The following is a 23846-nucleotide window of genomic DNA, read 5'->3' on the forward strand; positions in this document are numbered from 1 at the left end:
TAACCTCGGCGGCCAGAAGAAGGACCGCCAGCGTGACGCTCAAACCTCTGTTTCCCGCCCTCCTCGTCGCCGCATTGGCCGCGCCCGCGGCCCAGGCCCTGCAGATCACCGCGGTCACGCCGCAAGGCGAAGTCGCCCAGGCGCGTCAGGTGGTCGTGCGCTTCGACCAGGATGCCACCCGCTTCGGCGATGCCCGCGCCGCCGCGCCAGCCACCGTGCGTTGCGCGGACGAGGCCGCCGGCCGCGGCACCGGCCGCTGGAACAACGCGCGCGAATGGGTCTGGCAGTTCGAGAACGACCTGCCGCCCGGCCAGCGCTGCGAAGTGGCGGCCAGCACCGGCCTGGAACTCACGGGCCGCACGCGCTTCACGTTCCAGACCATGGGGCCCGTGGTGCGCAGCACCTGGCCCTACGGCGGCCAGGTCGACGAGCAGCAGTTCTTCGTGCTGCGGCTGAACGGCCCGGCCACGCCGGAGAGCGTACGCGCCCATGTCTGGTGCGCTGTCGAGGGCATTGGCGAACGCGTGCCCGTGCGCCTGGTCGAGGGCGCCGAGCGCACGGCGCTGCTCAAGGCGCGCCGGCTCGAACAGGAGGCCGCCAAGTCGCCGCTGGCCGTGCAGACGCTGGCCTGCAACCGGCGCCTGCCGCCCTCGGCCGACCTGCAGATCGTCTACGGGCCGGGTGTGGCCACGCCCAGCGGCGTCGCCACCCGCTCGGAGAAGCGCTTCGACTTCCGGGTGCGCGCCCCCTTCACGGCCAGCTTCAGCTGCGAGCGCGAGAACGCCCAGGCCGATTGCCTGCCGATCCGCCCGCTGCGGCTGCAGTTCAATGCCCCCGTGCCGCGCGCGCAGGCCGAGGCCATCCGGCTGCAGGGCGGTGGCCGCAGCATCGCTCCGCAGATCGACGACAGCACCGATGCGCTCGTCGACGGCCTGCGCTTCGACCCGCCGTTCACCGAAAGCACCGACTGGCAGCTGACCCTGCCCGCCAAGCTGCGCGATGCCTCCGACCGGCCGCTGGAGAACGCCGACAGCTTCCCGCTCGCGGTGCGCACCGGCGCCATGCCGCCGCTGGCCAAGTTCGCCTCCGCGCCCTTCGGCATCGTCGAGCGCCTGGCCGAGCCCGACGGCCCTCCCCTGCTGCCCGTCACCGTGCGCCGCATCGAGGCTGCGCCCGGCGTGGGCGCGCTGCGCATCGCCGACGGCCAGGTGGCCACGCTGCGTCCGCAAAGCGATGCCGAGATCCTGGCCTGGTGGCGCAAGGTGCAGCGCTACGACCGCTTCCAGGTCGAGCGCAAACAGGCCGCTGCCGACCTGAAACAGCCGCTGCCGCGCGTGGTCGATCCCGACCAGAAGGGCTGGGTGCAGTCGCGCATGCTGTCGCTGCTGGCCGGGCAGACCGGCGTGCAGCAGCTGAAGCTGCCGGCCGCGGACGGCAAGGACCCGCGGCCCTTCGAAGTCGTCGGCATCCCGATGACGCCGGGCTTCCATGTGGTCGAGATCGCCTCGCGCCAGCTTGGCGCCGCGCTGCTGGACGAACGCTACGGCCCCGAGCGGACCATGGTCGTGCGCACGGCCGCACTGGTCACCAATTTGGGCGTGCATTTCAAGCTCGGCCGCGAGAACGCGCTGGCCTGGGTCACGGCGCTGGACAGCGGCAAGCCGGTGGCCGGCGCGCGCGTGGCCGTCAGCGACTGCCGCGGCCGCGAAGTCGCCAGCGGCCAGACCGATGCCCAGGGCATGGTGCAGCTCCGCGGCCTGTCGCCCGAGCCGCCCTCCTGCGCGCAGGACGAAGGCGCGGCCGCCTGGTTCGTCACGGCCCGCGCGCGCGGCGCCGACGGCGTGGAGGACCTGGCCTTCACCTTCAGCGACTGGAACCGCGGCATCGAGCCCTGGCGCTTCGACCTGCCGACCAGCCAGGAGGTGGCGCCCGACCTGCGCGCCCACACCATCCTGGACCGCACGCTGCTGCGCGCCGGCGAGACCGTGGGCATGAAGCACCTGCTGCGCACCGAGACCAGCGCCGGTCTGGCGCCGGCCGCCTGGCGCCCGACCACCTTGCGCATCACCCACGTGGGCAGCGGCCAGCAATTCGAGCAGCCACTGGCCTGGCGCGACACGGCCACGGGCGGGCGCAGCGCCGAGAGCAGCTTGCAGCTGCCGCGCGCGGCCAAGCTCGGCGCGTACCAGATCGCACTCGTGGGCATCGAGCAGGAGGCCGAGCGCAGCCTGGTGTCGGGCGGCTTCCGCGTGGAGGAGTTCCGCCTGCCCGTCATGGAAGGCCGCGTGACGCCTGCCACCAGCGGACCCTTGGTGCAGCCCGGCGCGCTGGCGGCCAACGTGCAGGTCAACTACGTGGCCGGTGGCGGCGCGGCCAGGCTGCCCGTGGAAGTCTCTGCGCTGCTGCGCGAGCGCTGGCTGCAGTTCGACGGCTACGACGCTTTCAGCTTCGCGCCGCCGCGCGACCGGCACCAGGGCAACTCCGACGAAGGCGAAGAAGAATCCGAGGCCGCCAACGGCCCGCGCGTGATCGCCAACAAACTGCCCGTGACGCTGGATGCCCAGGGCGCGGGCCGTGTCGCGCTGCCCGAGATCCCGGCCGCGCCGCGCGCGCAGGAGCTGCTGCTGGAAGCCCGCTACGCCGACCCGAACGGCGAGATCCAGACCCTGCGCGGCACGCACACGGTCTGGCCGGCCGGCGTGGTGGCGGGCCTCAAGACCGAGGGCTGGGTCTCCGCGCGCGGCAAGGTGCAGCTGCAGGCGCTGGCGCTGGACCTGGCCGGCAAGCCCAAAGCCGGCGTGGCGCTGGAGGTGCGCGCCCAGGCCCATGTGGCCACCACCAGCCGCAAGCGCATGGTGGGCGGCTTCTACACCTACGACACCAAGCGCGAGACCCGAGACCTGGGCAGCGTCTGCAGCGGCAAGAGCGATGCGCGCGGGCTTCTGCTCTGCGAGGCCCAGCTGGGCCAGGGCGGCGAGGTCGAGCTGGTGGTCACGGCCAAGGACGAGGCCGGCCGCAGCGTGCAGGCCGCCAGCTCCGTCTGGGTCACGCGCCAGGGCGAACTCTGGTTCGGTGGCGAGAACCATGACCGCATCGACCTCTTGCCCGAGCAGCGCACGCTGAACCCCGGCGACACCGCCGTGCTGCAGGTGCGCATGCCGTTCCGCCAGGCCACGGCCCTGGTCACCGTGGAGCGCGAAGGCGTGCTCTGGCACGAGGTCGTTGAACTCAGCGGGCAGGACCCGACGCTGCGCCTGAAGGTGCAGGACGGCTGGGGACCCAACGTCTACGTCAGCGCGCTGGTGCTGCGTGGCCGGCTGCGCGAGGTGCCCTGGTACTCGTTCTTCACCTGGGGCTACAAGGCGCCGCGCAGCTGGTGGAGCGCGTTCTGGAACAGCCGCGGCGAGGTGGTGGCACCGAGCGCGATGGTGGACCTGTCCAAGCCCGCCTTCCGGCTCGGCGTGGCCGAGCTCCAGGTGGGCACGCGCGCGCACCGCATCGACGTGCAGGTGCAGCCCGAGCGCGCGAGCTACCAGGTGCGCGAGCGCGTGCAGGTGCGCATCAGTGCCAAGCTGCCGGATGGCAAGCCGGCCGCGGGCGCCGAGGTGGCGCTGGCCGCCGTCGACCAGGCCTTGCTGGAATTGGCACCCAACGACAGCTGGGACCTGCTGGACGCCATGTTCCAGCGCCGCGCCTGGGGCGTGCAGACCGCCACGGCGCAAATGGAAATCATCGGCCGGCGCCACTACGGCCGCAAGGCGGTGCCGGCCGGCGGCGGCGGCGGGCGCAACCCCACGCGCGAGCTGCTGGACACGCTGCTGCTCTGGAACCCGCGCGTGGTGCTGGACGCGCAAGGCCAGGCCACCGTGGAGGTGCCGCTCAACGACGCCTTGACGACCTTCCGCATCGTCGCCGTGGCCGACAGCGGCCAGGCCCTGTTCGGCACCGGCCAGGCCAGCGTGCGCACCACGCAGGATCTGCAGATCATCAGCGGCCTGCCCCCGCTGGTGCGCGAGGACGACCGCTTCCGCGCCCAGTTCACCTTGCGCAACACCACGGCCAAGGCCATGCGCGTGGAGTTCAAGCCGCGGGCGACGCTGCTGGAACTCACACCCCAGACCATCGAGATCCCGCCGAACGAGGCGCGTGAGGCGATCTGGGACGTGGTGGCGCCGACGCAACTGGCGCACACGCGCGCCGAGGCCATCCTGTGGGAAGTCGAGGCGCGCGACCTTGCGGGCCATGCGCGCGACGCACTCAAGGCCAGCCAGCGCATCGTGCCGGCCGTGCCCATCGCGGTGCAGCAGGCCACGCTGGTGCAGCTGGACGGGCCGTTCACGCAGCCCGTGCAGCCGCCGGCCCAGGCCCTGCTCACCAACGGCAAACCGCGCGGCGGCCTCTCGCTCGCGCTGCAGCCACGCTTGGCCGACGGCCTGCCCGGCGTGCGCGACTGGTTCCAGCGCTACCCCTATACGTGCCTGGAGCAGAGCAGCAGCCGCGCGCTGGGCCTGGAAGACGAAGCGCTATGGAAAGGCGTGGTGGCCCAGCTGCCCACCTACCTGGACAGCGACGGCCTGGCCAACTACTTCCCGCCGCGCGATGGCGAGGCCGCGCGCGGCAGCGACACGCTGACGGCCTATCTGCTGGCCGTGAGCCACGAGGCGGCCGCGCTGGACCCGCGCTTCGCGCTGCCCGAGCCCATCCGCCGCCAGATGGAGGACGGCCTGCTGGCCTTCGTCGAAGGCCGCCTGCAGCGCAGCTTTTGGAGCCCGCGCGCCGACCTGGACGTGCGCAAGCTCGCGGCGCTGGAGGCGCTGTCGCGCAGCGGCCGCGCGCAGGGCCGCATGCTGGCCAGCCTGACCATCGCGCCCGAGCAGTGGCCCACCCATGCGCTGCTGGACTGGCTGCAAATTCTGCAGCGCGTGGCCGATGTGCCGCAGCGCGCCCAGCGGCTGGAGCAGGCCCAGCAGCTGCTGCGCACGCGGCTCGCGTTCTCGGGCACGCGCGTGGGTTTCTCCACCGAGCAGAGCGACGCCTGGTGGTGGCTGATGGCCAACACCGACGCCAACGCCGCGCGGCTGCTGCTCGCGGTACAGAACGAGGCCGGCTGGCAGGCCGACATGGGCCGGCTGGCCAGCGGCATCATCGCGCGCCAGCAGCGCGGCGCCTGGCAGACCACCACGGCCAACCTGTGGGGCAGCCTGGCACTGCGCAAGTTCTCCGCGAAGTACGAGGCCGATCTGGTCACGGGCAGCACGCGCGCGCAGCTGGGCAGCGAGAGCGTGCGCGCCGACTGGCCGGGCAAGGGCGCGCCTGCGGCCCAGTTCCTGCCCTGGCCCGGCATGGGCGCCGCCACCCTGCAGGCCACGCACGAAGGCAGCGGCAAGCCCTGGCTCACGCTGCAGTCGCTGGCCGCCGTGCAAGTGAAGGCGCCGTTCGACGGCGGCTACCGCATCGCGCGCGAGGTGGTGCCCGTCGAGCAGGCCCGGCCTGGCCGCTTCACGCGCGGCGACATCCTGCGCATCAACCTCACGGTGACGGCCGCGCAGGACATGAGCTGGGTCGTGCTGTCCGACCCGGTGCCGGGCGGCGCGACCATCCTGGGCAGCGGCCTGGGACGGGACTCCGCTATCGCCAGCCAGGGCGAGCGGCGTGGTGGCAACGCCTGGCCGGCCTTCGAGGAACGCGGCTTCGAGGCCTTCCGCAGCTACTACGGCTTCCTGCCCAAGGGCGAGCTCAAGACCAGCTACACGGTGCGGCTCAACAACGTGGGCGAGTTCGCGCTGCCGCCCACGCGCGTGGAGGCCATGTATGCGCCCGAGATGTTCGGCGAGCTGCCGAATGCGCGGGTGAAGGTGGAGGCGCCGTGAAGATCTGGCTGGGTCTGGCGCTGGCGTGCATGGGCACACTGGCGATGGCCCTGCCCTCCTACGACGAGGTCCGCACCGCGCACCGGCCGTCGGAAACCCTGGTGCTCGCGCGCGACGGCCAGCTGCTGCAGCGCGTGCGCACCGACGCCAGCGTGCGGCGCGGCCCCTGGGTCGCGCTGGCCGAGGTCTCGCCCGCACTGCGCACGGCGCTGGTGTTGAGCGAAGACCGGGCGTTCTGGCAGCACAGCGGCGTGGACTGGCGCGCCGTCTCGGCCGCGGCCTGGGCCAACCTCTGGAACCAGCGCACGCGCGGCGCCTCCACGCTGACCATGCAGCTGGCCGGCCTGCTGGACGAAGACTGGCGCGCCGGCCCCGGTGGCCGCAGCATCGGCCAGAAGCTGGGCCAGGCCGTCGCCGCACAGCGGCTGGAGCGCAGCTGGCGCAAGGACCAGATCCTGGAGGCCTACCTGAACCTGGTGCCGCTGCGCGGCGAGATCGTCGGCATCGAAGCGCTCGCACGCAGCCTGTTCGGCAAGGCGCCGCACGGGCTGGACGCACGCGAGGCGGCCATCACCGCGGCCCTGGTGCGCGGGCCTAACGCGGCGCCCGCCGTGGTCGCGCGGCGCGCCTGCACCGTGCTCAAGGACAGCACGGGCGCGACCGACTGCGCTGGCCTGGAGCTGCTGACGCTGGGCGCGCTGCAGCGCCGCAGCTGGTTCGCCAGCGAAGGCATCGCGCCGCACCTCGCGCGCCGCCTGCTGCAGGAGGACGGCAGCGGCGCCACCAGCCTGCGCAGCAGCCTGGACGCCGGCCTGCAGCGCTTTGCCCAGCAGCAGCTGGCCCAGCACCTGCGCGAACTGCGCGGGCGCAACGTGGAAGACGGCGCCCTCGTGGTGCTGGACAACGCCAGCGGCGAGGTGCTGGCCTGGGTCGGCTCCTCGGGTGCGTTGAGCCGCGCGGCCGAGGTCGACGGCGTGCTTGCGCTGCGTCAGCCCGGCTCCACGCTCAAGCCCTTCCTGTACGCCCAGGCCATCGCCGAGGGCCGGCTCACGGCCGCCTCACTGCTGGAGGACGCGCCCACGCACATCGCCACGCCCGCCGGCCTGTACATCCCGCAGAACTACGACCGCCGCTTCAAGGGCTGGGTCTCGGTCCGCACGGCGCTGGCCTCCTCGCTCAACGTGCCGGCCGTGCGCACGCTGGTCATGGTCTCGCCCGATGCCTTCGCAAGGCAGCTGCAGGCCCTGGGCCTGGCGCTCGCGCACGGTGGCGACTACTACGGCACCAGCCTGGCATTGGGCAGCGCCGAGGTCTCCCTGCTGGCGCTGACCAACGCCTACCGCGCGCTGGCCAACGGCGGCCATGCCGGCCCCGTGCGCCTGCGGCCCGGCCCTCCGCCCGCGCCCGGCCCGGCCGTGCTCGACGCGCGCGCGGCCTTCGTCGTCGGCGACATCCTGGCCGATCCGCTGGCGCGCGCCATGACCTTCGGCACCGACAGCGTGCTGGCCACGCGCGGCTGGGCGGCCGTGAAGACCGGCACCAGCAAGGACATGCGCGACAACTGGGCCGTCGGCTGGTCCGAGCGCTACACCGTGGGCGTGTGGGTCGGCAACGCGGGCGGCGCGGCGATGTGGGACGTCAGCGGCACCAGCGGCGCGGCGCCCATCTGGGCCGCGCTCATGCAGCAGTTGCACCGGCAGGCGCCGAGCCGCGCGCCGCGCGCGCCGGCGGGTCTGGAGCAGGCGGCCGTGCGTTTCGGCGATGCGCTGGAGGCACCCCGGCGCGAATGGTTCCTGCCCGGCACGGCCCAGCCCCTGTTCGCGTTGGCCCGGCCGGCCGACGACCGCGCCGCCACGCCGCGCATCCTGGCGCCCGTGGACGGCAGCATCGTCGCGCTGGACCCCGACATCCCGCCCGCCCACCAGCGCCTGTGGCTGCGCGCCCAAGGCGTGGATGCGCGCTGGCGCATGGACGGCAAGCCGCTGGGCCGCGGCCGCGAACTGGCCTGGCTGCCCTGGCCAGGCCGGCACCAGTTGCAGCTGGTCGACGGCACGGGCGCCGTGCTGGACGAGGTGCGCATCGAAGTACGCGGCGCGGCCGTCAAGGCGCGTGGAAAGGCCCCGCCACAGCCATAACCGGAACGGCATGTAGCCAGTCTTCTATTTCATTGGCCCCGCATGCTCCTGGCCGCCCACAATGCGCCCGGCCCGTGCCCCACGGCCAAGAACAATCGACGGAGACAGACACATGCAACGCGCCATCTCGACGCGCCGCAGCGCCCTGCTGCTGGCCCTCGCCACCACCTTCGCCGCCGCCTTGCCGGCCCTGGCCCAGGGCGACTACCCGAACAAGCCCGTCACGCTGGTCGTGCCCTACCCGGCCGGCGGCGCCAACGATGCGGTTGCCCGCCTGGTCGGCCAGAAGATGGCCGAGGGGCTCAAGCAGCCCGTCATCATCGACAACAAGCCCGGCGCCGGCACCACCATCGGCACGGCCCTGGTCGCCAAGGCCCCGGCCGACGGCTACACCGTGGTGCTGGGCTCGCTGGCCAGCCATGCCGTGGCGCCGCATCTGTACGGCAAGCCGGGCTACCACGCCATCGACGACTTCGCGCCCATCGGCACCATTGGCCTCGCGCCCATCGTGCTGGTCGTGGCCAAGGACGCGCCCTATGCCGATCTCAAGTCCGTGGTCGATGCGGCCAAGGCCAAGCCCGACATGCTGACCTACGGTTCCTCGGGCAATGGCTCGCCGCTGCACCTGCCCGGCGAGCTGTTCAAGCAATCGGCCCACATCAAGGTCACGCACGTGCCCTACAAGGGCGGCAACGCCCACACCATGGACCTCATGGGCGGGCGGCTCGACATGATCCTGGACACCGCGACCAGCGCCGTGCCCATGGTCAAGGGCGACAAGGTGCGCCCGCTGGCCGTGGCCGCGTCCCAGCGCATGGCCGAGTTTCCGAACGTGCCGACCTTCGCCGAGGCCGGCTACCCCGGCTTCGAGGTCAGCGCCTGGTATGCGCTCTACGCGCCGGCCAAGACGCCCAAGCCCGTGCTCGATCGCCTCAACGCCGAACTGGCCGCGGCGCTCAAGACCGCCGAGGTCTCCGACAAGCTCAGGAACCTGGGCGTGCGCCCGGTCAGCGGCAGCGCCGCCGAACTCGCCGCCTTCACGAAATCCGAGTACGACCGCTACGAGAAGGTCATGCGCGAAGGCAACATCCGCATCGATTGACATGCCTCGCTTCACCACGCTCGTCACCGCCGCCCAATGGACCCTTGAGGCCGAGCGCATCGTGCAGGCGGCCGGAGGCGAGATCGCCTACCTGGAAGGCGCCGTCACCGAAGAACGGCTGGGCGAGCGCCTGGCCGCCACGCGCGCCGAGGCACTCGTGCTGCGTGGCTCGCCACCCGTCACGGCGCGCGTGCTGGCGGCATCGCCGGCCCTGCGCATCGTGGCCAAGAACGGCGCCGGCGTGGACAGCGTGGACCTGGCCGAGGCCGGCCGCCGCGGCATCGCCGTGGCCGTGGCGCCCGGAGCCAACGCCTATGCCGTGGCCGAGCACGCGCTGGCCATGATGCTGGCGCTGGTGCGCGGCCTGCCGCAGCTGGACCGTTCGCTGCGCGCCGGCGGCTGGGCCGACGCGGCCTACCGCGGCCGCGACTTCCGCGGCTGCGCGGTCGGCATCGTGGGCTATGGCGCGATCGGCCGGCACACGGCGCAGCTGGCCGCCATGCTCGGCGCCCAGGTCTGCGTGCTGCGCCGCCGCGGCACAGCCGACGGTTTCGCGGTCGAGGCAGACCTGCTGCGCCTGGCCGCGCGCGTGGACGTGCTGAGCCTGCACTGCCCGCTGACCGAGGCCACGCGCGGGCTGGTCGGCGCGCGCGAACTCGCGGCGCTGCGCCCGGGCGCCATTCTCGTCAACACCGCGCGCGGCGCTGTCGTAGACGAAGCGGCTCTGGTCGCAGCGCTGCAGTCCGGCCACCTGGCCGGGGCGGGCCTGGACACCTTCGCCACCGAACCGCTGCCCGCCGACAGCCCGCTGCGCCACATGGACCAGGTGATTCTCACGCCGCATGTGGCCGGCGTGACGCGCGATGCCGCGGCCCGGGTCTCCATGCTGACGGCAGCCAACGTGGTCGACCACCTGGCCGGGCGGGCCTTGCCGCCAGGCCACTGCATCAACGCCTGACGACAAGCCACGCCATCAGCGCCCGGCGGGTGCTGATGGCAAAGGCCGCTATGTCGCCATCGCCATCAGGCCATCGACAGAAAGCGTGCAGATCGAAGATTTTTTCTTGCATCGGCACGGAGGAGGCCTGACGCGCAGCCGGGCGCCTCAGCATGCACCCTTGGCGGCTCGCGGGCGCGGCGCCGGTGCCGGGGCATCGCTGGCCGCCACCTGCCGCAGGCACTCCATCAGCGCCGCAGCGGCCGGCGTGCGTACCCGGTTGCGCAGCGTGATGATGCCCACCGGCGGCAGTTCGATCGGCACCTTGAGCGGCAGCACCTTGACCAGCCCCTCGCGCGCGTAGTGCTGCGCCACGCCCTGCGCCAGAAAGCCCACGGCCGGCCGCTCGCGCACGAAGGACAGCGTGACCAGGAACGAGGCCGTCTCCACTATGTCCGCCGGCGGCGCGAGCCGGTGCTTGTAGAACTGCTGCTCGAGCTTGATGCGCGAGGACGCCCAGGGCGGCGGCACCACCCAGGGCTGGCCTGCCAGGTCGCGCCAGTGCGGCTTGGCGATGCCGGCCAGCGCATGGTCGGGCCGCACGACGATGGCCATGGGCTCGCGGTACAGCGCCTCGGTTTCCAGGTCGGGCGAGGCATAGCCCGGCTCCAGCCGGCCGACGAACAAGTCGAGCTCGCCCACGCGCAGGCGCGGCAGCAGCCGCGTGAGATCGCCCTCCTCCACCAGCACCGTCGTCAGTGCCGAGCGCTGCTTGAGCAGCTGCACGGCCTGCACCAGCGGCCCCGGTGTGGCGACCACCATGGCGCCCACGGCCACGCGGCCGGCGCCACCGCTGGCCACGGCGGCGATCTCGTCCTGCGTGCGCGCGTAGTCGGCCAGCACCGAGCGCGCGAAGCGCACCACCGTGAGGCCGTAGGCCGTGGGCTCGGTGCCGCGCGTGGAGCGCACGAACAGGTTGAGCCCGAACATGCGCTCGATCTCGGCCAGCGTCTTGGACACTGCCGGCTGCGTGACCGACAGGAACTCCGCGGCGCGGCCCAGGTGCCGGAACTGGTCGAGCGCCACCAGCAATTGCAGGTGGCGCAGCTTGAGGTTGGAGCGCAGCACGCGGTCGATGTCGGCCATGCGGCGAGCATAACGGAGAGGTTATGAAGGCAGTCTCCTAATTCATTGGATCGGAATCCAAGCCCTGAACACAATGCGCGGCTCCAACGATCCAAACGTCCCCTGGAGACAAGATGAAAGCTTCCCGCCGCCGGCTGCTGCTCGGCTCTTTGGCCGCCGCCGCGCTGCCGCTGCCCGCCCTGCGTAGCGCCCATGCCGCCAGCTTCCCCGAACGCCCGATCACCTTCATCTGCCCCTGGCCGGCCGGCGGCACCGCCGACCAGTCCATGCGCGCGCTGTGCCAGGTGGCCAGCACCGTGCTGGGCCAGGCCATCGCGGTGGAGAACCGCGTCGGCGCCTCCGGCATGATCGGCGCCAAGGTCTTGGCCTCGGCCAGGCCCGACGGCTACACCATCGGCCAGATCCCGATCTCGGTCACGCGTTTCTCGCAGCTGGGCATGCTGCAGGCCGACCCGCGCAAGGACTACAGCTACATCGCGCGCAGCTCGGGCCAGACCTTCGGCATCGCCGTGCCCAGCAACTCGCCCTACAAAACGCTGGCCGGGTTCGTGGCCTACGCCAAGGCCAATCCCGGCAAGCTGACCTACGCGCACGCCGGCATCGGCGGCGCCACGCACGTGGGCATGGAGGAGTTCGCCAGCGTGGCCGGCGTGCAGTTCAACCACGTGCCGTTCAAGGGCGGCGCCGAGGCGCTGCAGGGCGTGCTGGGCGGCCATGTGGACGCACTGGCCGATTCCAGCTCCTGGGCGCCGCATGTGGAGTCGGGCAAGCTGCGCCTCCTGGCCACCTGGGGCGAGCAGCGCACGCCGCGCTTCAAGGACACGCCCACGCTGCGCGAGCTCGGCTACAACGTGGTCGTCGACGCGCCCAACGGCATCGGTGCGCCCAAGGGCCTGGACCCGGCCATCGCCGCGAAGCTGCGCGATGCCTTCCGCCAGGCCGTGGCCAGCCCCGAGTTCAAGGCCGTGGCAGAGCGCATCGACGCGCCCATCCTGTATCTGGACGGCCCGGACTACGAGAAGTACGTGCACCAGGTCTATGCACGCGAGACCGTGCTGATCGACAAACTCAAGCTGCGCGAGATGATGCGATGAACACCGCCACGGCAGGACTGCTGCTGCACCTGCACCCCAACGACAACGTGCTGGTCGCCAAGGCGCCCCTGGCCCTGGGCCAGGAGCTGCCCGGCCTCAAGGTGCGCACGCGCGCCCAGGTGCCGGCCGGCCACAAGATCGCCGCGCGCCGCATCGCCGCCGGCGAGCCCGTGCGCAAGTACGACACCGTGATCGGCGTCGCCACGCGCGACCTGGAGCCCGGCGACTACGTGCACAGCCACAACATTGCGCTGGTCGACTACTACCGCGATCCGGCCTTCGGTGCCGACGTGCGGCCGGTGGACTACCTGCCCGAGCACCAGCGCGCCAGCTTCCAGGGATTCGTGCGCGAGGACGGGCGCGTGGGCACGCGCAACTTCATCGGCATCCTGTCCTCGGTGAACTGCTCGGCCACCGTCATCAAGAACATCGCCGCGCACTTCACGCCCGAGCGGCTGGCGGCCTTTCCCCACCTGGACGGCGTGGTCGCGTTCGCGCAGACCAGCGGCTGCGGCATGTCCTCGCCCAGCGAGCACTTCGACGTGCTGCGCCGCACGCTGGCCGGCTACGCGCGCCACCCCAACCTGGCCGGCGTGCTGATCGTGGGCCTGGGCTGCGAGCGCAACCAGGTCGACGGACTGGTCGAATCGCAGGGGCTGGAGCGCAGCAAGCTGATGCGCACGCTGGTCATGCAGGACGTGGGCGGCACGCGCGCCACCATCGCGGCCGGCGTCCAGGCCATCGAGGAGATGCTGCCCATGGCCGATGCCGCGCGCCGCAGCACCGTGAGCGCGGCCCACCTCAAGATCGGCCTGGAGTGCGGCGGATCGGACGGCTTCTCGGGCATCACCTGCAACCCCGCGCTCGGCGCGGCCATGGACATCCTGGTGCGCCACGGCGGCACGGCCATCCTGTCGGAGACGCCCGAGATCCACGGCGTGGAGTTCATGCTCACGCGCCGCGCCGTCACGCCCGAAGTCGGCCAGAAGCTGCTGGACCGCCTGGCCTGGTGGGAGCGGTACACGGCCGGCCAGAACGCGCAGTTCAACGGCGTGGTGGGCCACGGCAACCAGGCCGGCGGCCTGGCCAACATCTTCGAGAAATCGCTGGGTTCGGCCATGAAGGGCGGCACCACGCCGCTGCAGGCCGTCTACGAGTACGCCGAACCCATCACGACGAGCGGCTTCGTGTTCATGGACTCGCCGGGCTACGACCCGGTGGCCTCCACGGGCCAGATCGCCAGCGGCGCCAACCTGATCTGCTTCACGACCGGGCGCGGCTCCATGTTCGGCAGCAAGCCCGCGCCGACGATCAAGCTGGCCAGCAACACGCCGATGTACCAGCGGCTCGAAGAAGACATGGACATCAACTGCGGCCTGATCGTCGACGGTGAGATGACCGTACCGCAGATGGGCGAGCGCATCTTCCAGCAGATCCTGCGCCACGCCTCCGGCGAACGGACCAAGAGCGAAGGCCTCGGCCTGGGCGACCACGAATTCGTGCCCTGGCACCTGGGCATCGTCAGTTGAACATTCCATCCATGAGCTTGAACCTTTCCGACAGCGCGCTGCTGCGCAGCGCCAATTTCATCGCGGGCCAATGGCGCGAGCCCAGCGGCCCGCGCCTGGCAGTGACCGACCCGGCCACTGGTGCCCTCATCACCAAGGTGCCGGACTCCGGTTCCGACGAAGCGCGCGCGGCGGTCGATGCGGCCCACGCCGCCTTCGCCAGCTGGCGCAAAGTCCCGGCCAAGCAGCGGGCCCAGATCGTGCGCCGCTGGAACGATCTCGTGCTCGCGCACCAGGACGACCTTGGCAAGCTGATCTCCCGCGAACAAGGCAAGCCGCTGGCCGAGGGCAAGGGCGAGGTCGCCTACGCCGCCAGCTACATCGCCTGGTTCGCCGAAGAGGCGACGCGCATGAACGGCGAGGTAATCCCCACGCCGGTGCCGGGCCGGCGCATGTTCGCGCTCAAGGAGCCGGTCGGCGTGGTGGCCGCCATCACGCCCTGGAACTTCCCGGCCGCGATGATCGCGCGCAAGATCGCGCCCGCCCTGGCCGCAGGATGCACCGTGGTCTGCAAGCCCGCGGAAGACACGCCGCTGACCTCGCTCGCGCTCGTGCATCTGGCCGAGCAGGCGGGCGTGCCGGCCGGCGTGCTGAACATCGTGACGGCCTCGCGCGAGCGCACGCCCGAGGTGGTGGACGTCTGGCTGGACGACGCCCGCGTGCGCAAGATCACCTTCACGGGCTCCACGCCCGTGGGCAAGCACCTGGCGCGGCGCTCGGCCGACACGCTCAAGAAGCTCTCGCTGGAGCTGGGTGGCAACGCGCCCTTCATCGTGTTCGAAGACGCCGACCTGGACGCGGCCGTCGACGGCCTCATGGCGTCCAAGTTCCGCAACGGCGGCCAGACCTGCGTGTGCCCGAACCGCGTGTTCGTGCACGACACCGTGCACGACGCCTTCGCCGACAAGCTGGCCACGCGCGTCGCGGCGCTCCAGGTCGGCCCGGCCACGGACCCGGCCTCGCAGATCGGCCCCATGATCAACGCCCGCGCGGTCGAGAAGATCGAACGCCATGTGCAGGACGCCCTCGCGCGCGGCGCCAGGGTTCTGACGGGCGGCAGGCTGCTGCCGGATCTGGGCCCCACCTACTACGCACCCACCGTGCTGACCGGCGCCGACGCCACGATGGCCTGCAGCTGCGAGGAGACCTTCGGCCCCGTGGTGCCGCTCACGCGCTTCGCCAGCGAGGCCGAGGTGCTCGCCGCAGCCAACGACACGCCCTTCGGCCTGGCCGGCTACTTCTACAGCCAGGACGTGCGCCGCATCTGGCGCATGGCCGATGCCTTGGAGACCGGCATCGTCGGCATCAACGAAGGCGCGATCTCGGCCGAGGCCGCGCCCTTCGGCGGCGTCAAGGAATCGGGCTACGGCCGCGAGGGCTCGGTGCACGGGCTCGAGGACTACCTGCACACCAAGTACATCTGCCAAGGCCAGCTGGACTGACCATGCCCAACGCATTCAAGCAAGCCCTGGCCGCGCGCCAGGCCCAGGTCGGCCTGTGGCTGTCCATGGCCACCCCCTACACCGCCGAGGCCTGCGCCACGGCCGGCTTCCAATGGCTGCTGATCGACGGCGAGCATGCGCCCAACGACGTGCGCAGCACCCTGGCACAGCTGCAGGCCGTGGCGCCCTATGGCGCCCAGCCCGTGGTGCGCGCCGTCGAGGGCCAGACCGCGCTGATCAAGCAGCTGCTGGACATCGGTGTGCAGAACCTGCTCGTGCCCATGGTCGACACGCCCGAGCAGGCCGCCGCGCTCGTGGCCGCCACGCGCTACCCGCCTGAGGGCGTGCGCGGCGTGGGCGCGGCCGTGGCGCGGGCTTCGCGCTGGGGCGCGCGGCGCGACTACCTCAACGAGGCCAATGGCGAGATCTGCCTGCTGGTGCAGGCCGAGACCGTGGCCGCGCTCAAGAACCTCGAGGCCATCTGCGCCGTCGACGGCGTGGACGGCGTGTTCATCGGCCCGGCCGACCTGGCCGCCTCCATGGGCCACCGCGGCTACCCGGGCCACCCCGCCGTGCAGGCCGCGATCGAGCAGGCCATCGCGACCATCGTCGCGAGCGGCAAGGCGGCCGGCACGCTGACCGGCGACGCCAAGCTGGCGCGCCGCTACCTGGAACTGGGCGCGAGCTTCGTCGCCGTCGGCATCGACATCACGCTGATGGTGCAAGCCGCGCGCAAGCTCTCGGCCGATTTCGGCCTGGGCGCGGCCCCGGCCCCCGCCCCCGGCGGCAACGCCTACTGAAAGCACACAAGACCATGAGTACCCACAACAAAACGCTGCGCATCGCCAGCATCCCCGGCGACGGCATCGGCCAGGAAGTCATGCCCGAGGGCCTGCGCGTGCTGGAAGCTGCTGCCGGCCGCTTCGGCTTCGAACTGCAAGTGACGCCCATCGCGTGGGCCAGCTGCGACTACTACCAACAGCACGGCCAGATGATGCCGGACGACTGGAAGGCCCAGCTGCAGGCGCAGGACGCCATCCTGTTCGGTGCGGTCGGCTGGCCCGCCACCGTGCCCGACCATGTTTCTCTGTGGGGCTCGCTGCTGAAGTTCCGGCGCGAGTTCGACCAGTACATCAACCTGCGGCCTGCGCGCCTGTTCGAGGGCGTGCCCTGCCCGCTGGCCGGGCGCCAGGCCGGCGACATCGATTTCTACATCGTGCGCGAGAACACCGAGGGCGAGTACACCAACCTGGGCGGCACCATGTACCCGGGCACGGAGCGCGAGATCGTGATCCAGGAATCGGTGTTCAGCCGCTTCGGCACCGACCGCGTGCTCAAGTACGCGTTCGAACTCGCGCAGTCGCGCCAGCGCAAGCACCTGACGGTGGCCACCAAGAGCAACGGCATCGCGATCAGCATGCCCTGGTGGGACGGCCGCGCCGACGCGGTGGGCCAGGCCTACCCCGAGGTCACGGTGGACAAGCAGCACATCGACATCCTGACCGCGCGCTTCGTGCTGCAGCCGCAGCGCTTCGATGTGGTCGTCGCCAGCAACCTGTTCGGCGACATCCTGTCGGACCTGGGCCCGGCCTGCACCGGCACGATCGGCCTGGCGCCTTCGGCCAACCTGAACCCCGAGCGCAGCTTCCCCTCGCTGTTCGAACCCGTGCACGGCTCGGCGCCCGACATCTTCGGCCAGAACATCGCCAACCCGGTCGCCATGGTCTGGTCGGCCGCGCTGATGCTGGACTTTCTGGGCCAGCGTGAGGCGCACGACGCCATCGTGCGCGCGATCGAACAAGTGCTGCGCGAGGGCCCGCGCACGCGCGACCTCGGCGGCCAGGCCTCGACCACCGAGCTCGGCCAGGCGCTGGCGCAGGCCGTGGCCACCGCCTGAGCCCAGGCCTACGCGCGGCGCCGCGGCCGCGCCTGCCCGGCCAGCTGCGCCGTGATCTTCGCCGCTTCGGCTGCCATGGCCTGCACCACCTCGGGCACGCGGCTGGCCGGCATGCGCGCCGTGACGGTGGCCACGGCGATGCCGGCGATGGTGCGGCCTTCGGCGTCGCGCACGGGCACGGCCACGGCGCGCGAGCCGGGCACCACGCCCACGGCCGCGAAGGCATGGTCCTGCCGGCGCACACGGGCCGCCCGGCGCAGCAGTTCGTCGGGATCGATCTGCATGGCCAGCAGGCGCTGGCGGTTGCGCTGCACCACCGCGTGCATCTCCTCCTCGGGCAACGAGGCCAGCAACACCAGGCCGCTGACACCCACGCCCAGCGGCCGGCGCGCACCGACCTCGATCGACAGCACCTTGACCGGGTAGCTACCCACGCAGCGCGCCAGGCACACGGAGTCGTCGCCGTTGCGGATGGTCAGGAAGGTGGTGTCGCCCAGCGACTCGCCGAGCGCGCGCAGGTGCGGCTCCGCCAGGCCGCGCAGCGGAAAGCGCGCACGCCGCGCCAGGCCGAGCAGCGCGACCTCGCCGCCGATCAGGTAGCGCCGCGTGGCCGGGTCCTGCTCGCAGGCGCCCTCCTCCACCAGCACGCGCAGGATGCGGTGCGCCGTCGGCCGGTTCAACCCGCAGGCACGCACCACGTCGACGAGGCGCACGCCCAGCTCCTGGCCTGCCGCCACGATACGCAGCACGGCCAGCGCGCGGCGGATGCTTTGCGCGCCGTCGGTGCTGCGGGCGGGCGCCTCGGCGCTCACGGCATCTCGGCCTTGGCCGTCTGCGGCACGGCGCGCAGGGTGACGATCTCGCCCAGCGTCGCGTAGTTCGGCCCGCCGATGCGGCACACCGGATCGAGCTCCTTGGTCTGCACCTTGCCGTCGCGGTACAGGCCGTCGCGGAGGTGGAACACCGTGATCTCGCCGACGACGAACTCGGCACCGGTGCTGCCGAACTCGATCACGCGGTCGAGCCGGCATTCCATGGCCACGGGCGCGTCCAGCAGGCGCGGCGTGCGCACGCTGACGCCGGGAGCCGTGGCCAGGCCCAGCAATTCGGCCTCGCTGACATCGGGCGCATGCTCCACGCTGCTCTCGTGGATGGCGTGCAGCTGGCCGCTGTGGCCGATGTTCACCACGAACTCGCGCATGGCGTGGATGTTGGCCCCCGTGTCCTTGCGCACGCCGCGCTTGCGGCCGATGTTCACGCCCAGCATGGGCGGCTTGTTCGAGACGAAGGTGAAGCACGAGAACGGCGCGAGGTTGACCACGCCGTCCTCGTTGAGCGTGGTGATCCAGGCGATGGGCCTCGGCACGACCACGCCGGACAGCAGGCGGTAGGTGGCTTCGGGGGTCAGGGCGTCGGCGGGGATCTGCATGCGTGCTGGTCTCGGTGGAGGGGATGGCGGGATTGTCCGGACAGCGCCGGGCCGCGGGCGAGGCCCACATCGCGCAAACGTCCATAGTGTGGAACAAACGCGCGTTATTGCTTTGCAGCAAATCCGGCCCGCTCCGTAGAGTCCAGACCATGCGGCGCCGGCTTCGGCGCCGTTGCCGCTTTTGCACCAACACGAGGAGAGACATCGGATGAAAGCCCTGACCCTGCTGGCCACGACGGCCATCGCCTTCGGCCAGTTCAGCGCAGCCGCCTACGCGCAGGCGCCCGCCCAGAACTGGCCCGACAAGCCCGTGCGCCTGGTGCTGCCCTATCCGCCCGGCGGCAACGTCGACAGCGCCGCGCGTGTCATCAGCGAGCAGTTGCAGCAGGTCTTCAAGCAGCCCTTCATCGTCGACAACAAGCCCGGTGCAGGCGGTCTGATCGCGGGCGAGCAGGTGGCCAAGGCCGCGCCCGACGGCTACACCTTCTTCATGGGTGCCAACGGCCCCATCCTGTTCTCGCCGCTGATCTTCCGGCGCGCGGCCTACGACTGGAAGAAGGACTTCACGCCGGTGGGCTCGGTGTCGTTCACGCCGCTGCTGCTGCAGGTCAACCCCAAGCTTCCGTACAAGACCTTCGGCGAGTTCCTGGCCGCGGCCAAGAGCGCGCCGGGCCGCATCACCATGGCCTCGCCCGGTGCAGGCACGACCAACCACCTCGTCAGCGAGTACCTGCAGAGCGCCACGGGCGCGAAATGGACGACCGCCCACTACAAGGGCAACGCACCGGCCACCACCGACCTGCTGGGCGGCCAGGTGGACTTCAACTTCGACCAGCTGTCGGTGGCCCAGCCCTTCATCGCGCAGGGGCGCACGCGCGCGCTCGTGGTGACCTCGGCCAAGCGCCTGCCCAGCCTGCCCGAGGTGCCCACGCTCGCCGAGTCCGGCTTTCCAGGCTTCAGCGCCGAGACCTTCACGGGCGTGATGGCGCCGGCCGGCACGCCCAAGGACATCGTCGTGAAGTTCTCGGCCGCGCTGCAAAAGATCCTGGCGGACAAGGCGGTGCAGGACAAGTTCGTGAACCTGGGTGCCGAGGCGCGCGGCATGACACCCGAGCAGTTCGGCCAGTTCCTTGCCAAGGAGGACGCGCAATGGACCCAGGTCATCAAGGCTTCCAACATCTCCGCGGAATGAACATGGACCACACCCGCCTCTCACGCGGCGCCCCTGCGGGCCGCACCAGCATCTACGTCGAGGGCTTCAGCCACAAGAACCCCATCCCCGCGGGCTGCCGCATCGGCCCGCTGCTCATGAGCGGCAGCATCCAGGGCAACGACCCGGCCACGGGCAAGCCGGCCGCCACGATCGAGGACCAGTGCCGCTTCATGCTGGACAACGTGCGCCGCATCGTCGAGGCCGCCGGCGGCAGCACGGACGACATCGTCAAGCTCACGGTCTGGATGAAGGACCGCACGCAGCGGCCCGCGCTCAACGTGCCCTGGCTGGAGATGTTCCCCGACGCCGCCACGCGCCCGGCCCGCCACACCATGCAGGCCGACCTCGACATGGGCAAGCTCATCGAGTGCGACTTCACCGCTTACATCCTTTGAACCCCCCAGTCTCCGCGCTGCGCGCTCCGCCAACCCCCCTCCGCTGCGCGAGGGGGGGCGCACCCGGCGGCCTGGCAGAGCCAGATCCGCGGGTGCACTGGCGCGGCCTGCTCCGCGGCCATCGGGACCGCGCCTGGCAAGCAGCAGCCGATCCCAGCGAATTGCATCGCTTAGAGGAACCCATGTCCGACTACCTCCCCTTCGACCCGCACCCACGCGCCCCCAGCCCCCTGCCGCCGGCCCTGGCCTGCGACAGCCAGTTCCATGTGTTCGGCCCGCCCGCGCAGTACCCCGTGCGGCCCGGCGCGGCCTACACCATGCCGACAGCGACCTGGCAGGTTGCGCAGGCCCTGCACCGCACCCTGGGCATCCAGCGCGGCGTGATCGTGCAGGCCACGACCTACGGCGCCGACCACACCGTGGTGCTGGACGCGCTGGCCGGGCTGAACGGCAGCGGCCCGCGCAACTACCTGGCCTGCGCCAATGCCGCCGTGCTCAGCGAGCGCGACGACGCCTACCTGCACAAGCTGCACGACGCCGGCGTGCGCGGTGCGCGCTTCACGCGCGCCGGCCTGGGCATCAGCCTCACGCCTGCCGAGCAGCAGCGCGCCTTCGACCGCTGCCGCGAGCTGGGCTGGTACGTGAAGGTGCAGCCCGAGGCCAGCGGCATTGCCGAACAGATCGCGGCCTTCGAGCACCTGGAGATTCCCGTGCTGATCGACCACATGGGCCGGCCCGACCTGGCCCGGGGCGAGGCCGATCCGGGCCTGGCCAAGCTCGTCGAACTGCTGGGCCGCGGCAACTTCTGGGTCATGCTGTCGCTGTCGGAGAAGACCTCCAAGGCCGGCTTCCCGTGGGACGACGTGGTGCCGCTCGCGCGCCGGCTGATCCGCGCCGCGCCGGAGCGCTGCGTCTGGGGCAGCGACTGGCCGCACCCGGTCTCGGTCAAGCAGCCGCCCAACGAGGGCGACCTGCTGGAGCTGGTCTACCGCTTCGCGCCCGACGCCGCCACGCTGCACAAGCTGCTCGTCAGCAACCCCGCCACCTTCTTCGGCTTCGACACCCCATGAAACTCGTCACCTACCGTTCCCAGGGCACCGTGCGCTGGGGCGCCGCGATCGAGGGCGGCATCGTCGACCTGTCGCGCCGCCTGCCCGGCATCGCCTCGGTCAAGGCCCTGCTCGAAGGCGGCGCGGCCGCACTGCAGCAGGCGCGTGCCGCGCTGGCCGGCGCGCAGCCGGATCTGCAGCTGTCCGACGTGCAACTGCTCGTGCCCGTGCAGCAGCCCGAGAAGATCCTGTGCATCGGCGTGAACTACGCGCACCGCAACGCCGAATACAAGGACGGCAGCGCGCTGCCCCAGCATCCCAGCATCTTCGTGCGCTTTCCCGACTCCTTCGTCGGCCACGGCGAGGCGCTGCTGGCGCCGCCCGAGTCGCAGCAGCTGGACTACGAGGGCGAGATCGTCATCGCCATCGGCCGCAGCGTGCGCCGCGCCGCCTCGCGCGAAGAGGCGCTGGCCGCCATCGGCGGGCTGACCATCATGAACGAGGGCACCATCCGCGACTGGGTGCACCACGCCAAGTTCAACGTCACGCAGGGCAAGAACTGGCAGGGCTCGGGCGCCATCGGCCCCTGGATCGTCACGGCCGACGAGTTCGCAGGCGGCTACGGCGACCTGCGGCTCTCGACCCACGTGAACGGCGAGCTGCGCCAGGACGACACCACGGCGAACCTGATGTTCGACTTCGCGCACCTCGTCACCTACCTGTCGACCTTCATCACGCTCAAGCCCGGCGACCTGATCGCCACCGGCACGCCCATCGGCGCCGGCGTGCGCTTCGACCCGCCGCGCTTCCTGAAGGCCGGCGACCGCGTGGAGGTCACGGTGGCCGGCATCGGCACGCTGTCCAACCCCGTGTGCGACGAGGAGGTCACGCGATGAGCCTGGACACCGCCACCATCGAGGCCATCGCCGCGCAGCTGCAGCAGGCCGAGGAGACGCGCCAGCCCTGCCCCATCGTGTCGCTGCAGCACCCAGGCATGCAGATCGAGGACGCCTATGCGGTCCAGGCCGCCTGGATGGCACTCAAGCAGCGCGCGGGCCGCCGTGTGAAGGGCCACAAGATCGGCCTCACCTCCAAGGCCATGCAGCGCGCGGTCGGCATCGACGAGCCCGACTTCGGCGTGCTGCTGGACGACATGTTCCTGCGCGACGGCGCCGTGGTCCCGACCGAGCGCTACCTGGCGCTGCGCATCGAGGCCGAGCTGGCCTTCGTGCTCGACAAGCCGCTGGCGGGGCCCGACTGCACGCTGTTCGACGTGCTCGATGCCACGGCCTATGTGACCCCGGCGCTCGAGATCCTGGACGCGCGCATGCACCGCGTGGACCCCGCCACGAAGCAGCTGCGCACCGTGCTCGACACCATCTCCGACAACGCCGCCAATTGCGCGCTGGTGCTGGGCGGCCGGCCGTTCAAGCCGCAGCTCGTCGATGCCGACATGCGCCGCATCGGCGCCATCGTCAGCAAGAACGGCGAGGTCGAGGAAACCGGCCTGGCGGCCGGCGTGCTGAACCATCCGGGCTACGGCATCGCCTGGCTGGCCAACCGGCTGCACCGCTACGGCGTGACGCTGCAGCCCGGCGAGGTGGTGCTGGCCGGCTCCTTCATCCGCCCGATCGAGGTGGCCAAGGGCGATACCATCGTCGCGGACTACGGTGACTTCGGCACGGTGTCGTGCCACTTCGGATGAACAAACACATGGGCAACCCCTTCAAGGCCGCACTGGCCGCCGGCCAGCCGCAGATCGGCCTGTGGCTCTCGCTGGCCGAGGCTTACACGGCCGAGATCTGTGCCACGGCCGGCTTCGACTGGCTGCTCATCGATGGCGAGCACGCACCCAACGACCTGCGCAGCATCCTCGCGCAGTTGCAGGCCGTGGCGCCCTACCGCGGCCAGCCCGTGGTGCGCGCCGTGGAGGGCAGCACGGCGCTGATCAAGCAGCTGCTGGACATCGGCGCGCGCAGCCTCTTGATCCCCATGGTCGACACGGCCGAGCAGGCGCGCGCCATGGTGGCCGCCACGCGCTACCCGCCCGAGGGCGTGCGCGGCGTGGGCTCGGCCATCGCGCGCGCCTCAGGTTTCAATGCGCGCACGCACTACCTGGACGAGGCGAACGACGAGGTCTGCCTGCTCGTGCAGGCCGAGACCGCGGCGGCGCTGCGCAACCTCGATGCGATCTGCCGCGTCGACGGCGTGCACGGTGTGTTCATCGGCCCGGCCGACCTGGCCGCCTCCATGGGCCACCGCGGCAACCCGGGCCACCCCGAGGTGCAGGCCGCCATCGAGAACGGCATCGCCACCATCGTCGCCAGCGGCAAGGCTGCCGGCATCCTGACCGGTGACGCGGCGCTGGCGCGCCGCTACCTCGCACTGGGGGCGCGTTTCGTGGCGGTGGGCGTGGACGTGAGCCTGCTGGCCCAGGCCACGCGCCGCCTGGCGGCGGACTTCGGCCTGGGCGCGAACGGGCGGCCAGGCCAGGGTTCCGGCTACTGAGCGCTTTGGCCGCCGCGCAATCGCGTGGCATGTATGCACTTCACAAAATCCGGCCGACTGT

Annotated in this window: 18 protein-coding genes; 15 read left to right on the forward strand and 3 right to left on the reverse strand. The window is 71.6% G+C overall.

All coding sequences use genetic code 11. The features are described from left to right. The first annotated feature begins 32 nt into the window (after positions 1–32). From IE209_RS03470 to IE209_RS03485, 4 genes are all read left to right on the forward strand, one after another. Positions 33–5870, forward strand: coding sequence for an alpha-2-macroglobulin family protein (locus IE209_RS03470; RefSeq protein WP_189685638.1), 5838 nt, complete (start codon positions 33–35; stop codon positions 5868–5870). Between the two features lie 29 nt (positions 5871–5899). After that, the gene (gene pbpC, locus IE209_RS03475; RefSeq protein WP_189685908.1) at positions 5900–8005 is read left to right on the forward strand and encodes a penicillin-binding protein 1C; all 2106 of its coding nucleotides are present in this window, start codon (positions 5900–5902) and stop codon (positions 8003–8005) included. A gap of 112 nt (positions 8006–8117) precedes the next feature. Next, the gene (locus IE209_RS03480; RefSeq protein WP_189685639.1) at positions 8118–9107 is read left to right on the forward strand and encodes a Bug family tripartite tricarboxylate transporter substrate binding protein; all 990 of its coding nucleotides are present in this window, start codon (positions 8118–8120) and stop codon (positions 9105–9107) included. A 1-nt stretch (position 9108) separates the two neighbouring features. Next, positions 9109–10065 carry a hydroxyacid dehydrogenase gene (locus tag IE209_RS03485; RefSeq protein ID WP_189685640.1) on the forward strand — a complete coding sequence of 319 codons (957 nt, stop codon included), beginning with the start codon at positions 9109–9111 and terminating at the stop codon, positions 10063–10065. Between the two features lie 147 nt (positions 10066–10212). Here IE209_RS03485 and IE209_RS03490 read toward each other — a convergent pair whose 3' ends face one another. After that, positions 10213–11190 carry a LysR substrate-binding domain-containing protein gene (locus IE209_RS03490; protein ID WP_189685641.1) on the reverse strand — a complete coding sequence of 326 codons (978 nt, stop codon included), beginning with the start codon at positions 11188–11190 and terminating at the stop codon, positions 10213–10215. 113 nt (positions 11191–11303) lie between these two features. On the opposite strand from IE209_RS03490, the gene IE209_RS03495 reads away from it, so the two are divergent. Genes IE209_RS03495 through IE209_RS03515 form a run of 5 tightly spaced genes read left to right on the forward strand, consistent with a single transcriptional unit; the run spans position 11304 to position 17191 of the window. Next, a complete protein-coding gene (locus IE209_RS03495) occupies positions 11304–12284 on the forward strand; it encodes a tripartite tricarboxylate transporter substrate binding protein (protein WP_189685642.1) in 981 nt (326 codons plus the stop codon). After that, positions 12281–13813, forward strand: coding sequence for a UxaA family hydrolase (locus IE209_RS03500; protein ID WP_189685643.1), 1533 nt, complete (start codon positions 12281–12283; stop codon positions 13811–13813). The genes IE209_RS03495 and IE209_RS03500 overlap by 4 nt, the downstream gene beginning before the upstream one ends. Before the next feature lie 11 nt (positions 13814–13824). After that, on the forward strand, positions 13825–15294 hold the full coding sequence (locus IE209_RS03505; RefSeq protein ID WP_189685644.1) for an NAD-dependent succinate-semialdehyde dehydrogenase: 1470 nt from the start codon (positions 13825–13827) through the stop codon (positions 15292–15294). 2 nt (positions 15295–15296) lie between these two features. After that, positions 15297–16094 carry a 4-hydroxy-2-oxoheptanedioate aldolase gene (gene hpaI, locus IE209_RS03510; protein ID WP_189685645.1) on the forward strand — a complete coding sequence of 266 codons (798 nt, stop codon included), beginning with the start codon at positions 15297–15299 and terminating at the stop codon, positions 16092–16094. A gap of 14 nt (positions 16095–16108) precedes the next feature. Continuing rightward, positions 16109–17191 (forward strand): tartrate dehydrogenase, encoded by a 1083-nt coding sequence (locus IE209_RS03515; RefSeq protein WP_189685646.1) that lies wholly within the window; start codon positions 16109–16111, stop codon positions 17189–17191. Between the two features lie 8 nt (positions 17192–17199). On the opposite strand, the gene IE209_RS03520 is transcribed toward IE209_RS03515, so the two are convergent. Together IE209_RS03520 and IE209_RS03525 are read right to left on the reverse strand one after the other, a co-directional pair. Next, positions 17200–18003 carry an IclR family transcriptional regulator gene (locus IE209_RS03520; protein WP_189685647.1) on the reverse strand — a complete coding sequence of 268 codons (804 nt, stop codon included), beginning with the start codon at positions 18001–18003 and terminating at the stop codon, positions 17200–17202. After that, positions 18000–18620: a flavin reductase family protein gene (locus tag IE209_RS03525; protein ID WP_189685648.1), complete on the reverse strand. Its 621-nt coding sequence runs from the start codon at positions 18618–18620 to the stop codon at positions 18000–18002. Before IE209_RS03525 ends, IE209_RS03520 begins: the two co-directional genes overlap by 4 nt. A 208-nt stretch (positions 18621–18828) precedes the next feature. Here IE209_RS03525 and IE209_RS03530 point away from each other — a divergent pair, with 208 nt between their 5' ends. The 6 genes from IE209_RS03530 to hpaI (IE209_RS03555) all read left to right on the forward strand — a co-directional run bounded on the left by IE209_RS03530 (position 18829) and on the right by hpaI (IE209_RS03555) (position 23785). Continuing rightward, positions 18829–19812: a Bug family tripartite tricarboxylate transporter substrate binding protein gene (locus tag IE209_RS03530; protein WP_189685649.1), complete on the forward strand. Its 984-nt coding sequence runs from the start codon at positions 18829–18831 to the stop codon at positions 19810–19812. Between the two features lie 2 nt (positions 19813–19814). Continuing rightward, positions 19815–20228 carry a RidA family protein gene (locus tag IE209_RS03535; protein ID WP_373305271.1) on the forward strand — a complete coding sequence of 138 codons (414 nt, stop codon included), beginning with the start codon at positions 19815–19817 and terminating at the stop codon, positions 20226–20228. Positions 20229–20410: 182 nt separating this feature from the next. Beyond that, on the forward strand, positions 20411–21298 hold the full coding sequence (locus IE209_RS03540) for an amidohydrolase family protein (RefSeq protein WP_189685651.1): 888 nt from the start codon (positions 20411–20413) through the stop codon (positions 21296–21298). Next, positions 21295–22173, forward strand: coding sequence for a fumarylacetoacetate hydrolase family protein (locus IE209_RS03545; RefSeq protein ID WP_189685652.1), 879 nt, complete (start codon positions 21295–21297; stop codon positions 22171–22173). Before IE209_RS03540 ends, IE209_RS03545 begins: the two co-directional genes overlap by 4 nt. Beyond that, positions 22170–22982: a 2-oxo-hept-4-ene-1,7-dioate hydratase gene (gene hpaH / locus IE209_RS03550; RefSeq protein ID WP_189685653.1), complete on the forward strand. Its 813-nt coding sequence runs from the start codon at positions 22170–22172 to the stop codon at positions 22980–22982. The genes IE209_RS03545 and hpaH overlap by 4 nt, the downstream gene beginning before the upstream one ends. Before the next feature lie 8 nt (positions 22983–22990). Continuing rightward, a complete protein-coding gene (gene hpaI, locus IE209_RS03555; protein ID WP_373305272.1) occupies positions 22991–23785 on the forward strand; it encodes a 4-hydroxy-2-oxoheptanedioate aldolase in 795 nt (264 codons plus the stop codon). Positions 23786–23846: the final 61 nt, after the last annotated feature.

This window comes from Pseudorhodoferax aquiterrae (assembly GCF_014652235.1).
GTDB lineage: Bacteria > Pseudomonadota > Gammaproteobacteria > Burkholderiales > Burkholderiaceae_C > Pseudorhodoferax > Pseudorhodoferax aquiterrae.